This window comes from Secundilactobacillus angelensis (assembly GCF_012641075.1).
GTDB lineage: Bacteria > Bacillota > Bacilli > Lactobacillales > Lactobacillaceae > Secundilactobacillus > Secundilactobacillus angelensis.
In genome coordinates this window covers 1-3186 of the sequence record NZ_JAAXLJ010000043.1, presented here as the reverse complement: position 1 = coordinate 3186, position 3186 = coordinate 1, and the positions used below count along the sequence as shown (strand labels likewise).

The window sequence follows — 3186 nt, the reverse complement described above, 5'->3', positions numbered from 1 at the left end:
CTGTGTTCGGCATGGGAACAGGTGTATCCTTCAGGCTATCGCCACCACACTATTGAGAACTGGTGCTCTCAAAACTAGCTAATATCAATTTTCTTACCGATGAACACCACTACTCGTGGTTAAGTCCTCGACCGATTAGTACTAGTCCGCTCCGTACATCGCTGCACTTCCACTTCTAGCCTATCTACCTGATCATCTCTCAGGGGTCTTACTTCCATAAAGGAATGGGAAATCTCATCTTGAGGCGAGTTTCACACTTAGATGCTTTCAGCGTTTATCTCATCCACACATAGCTACTCAGCAATGCGCCTGGCGGCACAACTGATACACCAGCGGTGTGTCCATTCCGGTCCTCTCGTACTAGGAACAGCTCCTCTCAAATTTCCTACGCCCGCGACGGATAGGGACCGAACTGTCTCACGACGTTCTGAACCCAGCTCGCGTACCGCTTTAATGGGCGAACAGCCCAACCCTTGGGACCGACTACAGCCCCAGGATGCGATGAGCCGACATCGAGGTGCCAAACCTCCCCGTCGATGTGGACTCTTGGGGGAGATAAGCCTGTTATCCCCAGGGTAGCTTTTATCCGTTGAGCGACGGCCCTTCCATACGGTACCGCCGGATCACTAAGCCCGACTTTCGTCCCTGCTCGACCTGTCTGTCTCGCAGTCAAGCTCCCTTGTGCCTTTACACTCTACGAATGATTTCCAACCATTCTGAGGGAACCTTTGGGCGCCTCCGTTACTTTTTGGGAGGCGACCGCCCCAGTCAAACTACCCACCTGACACTGTCTCCCGCCACGCTAAGTGGCGCGGGTTAGAGTGTTCACACAACAAGGGTCGTATCCCACCAGCGCCTCCACCGAAACTAGCGTTCCGGTTTCTACGGCTCCGACCTATCCTGTACAAGTTGTGTCAACACCCAATATCAAGCTATAGTAAAGCTCCATGGGGTCTTTCCGTCCTGTCGCGGGTAACCTGCATCTTCACAGGTAATATAATTTCACCGAGTCTCTCGTTGAGACAGTGCCCAGATCGTTACGCCTTTCGTGCGGGTCGGAACTTACCCGACAAGGAATTTCGCTACCTTAGGACCGTTATAGTTACGGCCGCCGTTTACTGGGGCTTCATTTCTGGGCTTCGCCGAAGCTAACTCATCCACTTAACCTTCCAGCACCGGGCAGGCGTCAGCCCCTATACGTCATCTTACGATTTTGCAGAAACCTGTGTTTTTGATAAACAGTCGCCTGGGCCTCTTCACTGCGGCTGCACTTGCGTGCAGCACCCCTTCTCCCGAAGTTACGGGGTCATTTTGCCGAGTTCCTTAACGAGAGTTCACTCGCTCACCTTAGGATCCTCTCCTCGACTACCTGTGTCGGTTTGCGGTACGGGTAGTAAGATACTCACTAGAAGCTTTTCTCGGCAGTGTGACGTCAGCCACTTCCCTACTTAAATTCGGTCCTCATCACAGCTTGTCTACCCGGTTGAAAGCATTTAACTAACAACCAGACTTGCTGCTTGAACGCACATATCCAACAGTGCGCACGGCTTAGCCTCCTGCGTCCCTCCATCGCTCAAACATATCTTACTAGTACAGGAATATCAACCTGTTGGCCATCGTCTACGCCTTGCGGCCTCGACTTAGGTCCCGACTAACCCTGGGAGGACGAGCCTTCCCCAGGAAACCTTAGTCATTCGGTGGATCAGATTCTCACTGATCTTTCGCTACTCATACCGGCATTCTCACTTCTAAGCGCTCCACTAGTCCTTGCGATCTAGCTTCACCGCCCTTAGAACGCTCTCCTATCACGCAACCTATTGGTTGCATCCACAATTTCGGTGGTATCCTTAGCCCCGGTACATTTTCGGCGCAGAATCACTCGGCTAGTGAGCTATTACGCACTCTTTAAATGGTGGCTGCTTCTGAGCCAACATCCTAGCTGTCTATGCAACTCCACCGCCTTTTCCACTTAGGATACACTTAGGGACCTTAATTGGTGGTCTGGGCTGTTCCCCTTTCGACGATGGATCTTATCACTCACCGTCTGACTCCCGGATATAAATCTATGGCATTCGGAGTTTATCTGAATTCAGTAACCCGTGACGGGCCCCTAGTCCAAACAGTGCTCTACCTCCACGATTCTCTTTCCGAGGCTAGCCCTAAAGCTATTTCGGAGAGAACCAGCTATCTCCAAGTTCGTTTGGAATTTCACCGCTACCCACACCTCATCCCAGCACTTTTCAACGTACACGGGTTCGGGCCTCCAGTGCGTTTTACCGCACCTTCACCCTGGACATGGGTAGGTCACCTGGTTTCGGGTCTACATCAACATACTGAAACGCCCGTTTCAGACTCGCTTTCGCTACGGCTCCGACTTTTCATCTTAACCTTGCATGTTAACGTAACTCGCCGGTTCATTCTACAAAAGGCACGCTGTCACCCATTAACGGGCTCCAACTAATTGTAGGCACATGGTTTCAGGAACTATTTCACTCCCCTTCCGGGGTGCTTTTCACCTTTCCCTCACGGTACTGGTTCACTATCGGTCACTAGGGAGTATTTAGCCTTGGGAGATGGTCCTCCCGGATTCCGACCAGGTTTCACGTGTCTGGCCGTACTCAGGATCCTGAACTGAGGGCAACAAATTTCGTCTACGGGGCTATCACCCGCTATGGCCGGTCTTCCCAAACCGTTCGACTATCCGTTGCTTTGGTAACTCAAATGTTCAGTCCTACAACCCCAGGAAGCAAGCTTCCTGGTTTGGGCTGTTCCCACTTCGCTCGCCGCTACTATGGGAATCGCAATTGCTTTCTCTTCCTGTGGGTACTTAGATGTTTCAGTTCCCCACGTCTGCCAATACTTAGCTATGTATTCACTAAGCATTAATCATCGACTAAGATGATTGGGTTTCCCCATTCGGAAATCTCCGGATCAAAGCTTACGTACAGCTCCCCGAAGCATATCGGTGTTAGTCCCGTCCTTCATCGGCTCCTAGTGCCAAGGCATTCACCATGCGCCCTTTATAACTTAACCTCATCACTAACGTGATGCTGTTAATTGAGTATTACGCGAAGTAAATAAACTTTACTAATAAAAAACTCAAAATACGCGGTGTTCTCGGCTTAATTAATGAAATTAATTAATATAAAAGAAAATTGATATTATCTAGTTTTCAAAGAACCAATT

The 3186-nt window shown here is 50.3% G+C and carries 1 rRNA gene; it reads right to left on the bottom strand.

Features of this window, described 5'->3' with window-relative positions:
• Positions 1 to 115: 115 nt before the first annotated feature.
• Positions 116 to 3033 (bottom strand): 23S ribosomal RNA (locus HC026_RS12210).
• Positions 3034 to 3186 lie beyond the last annotated feature (153 nt).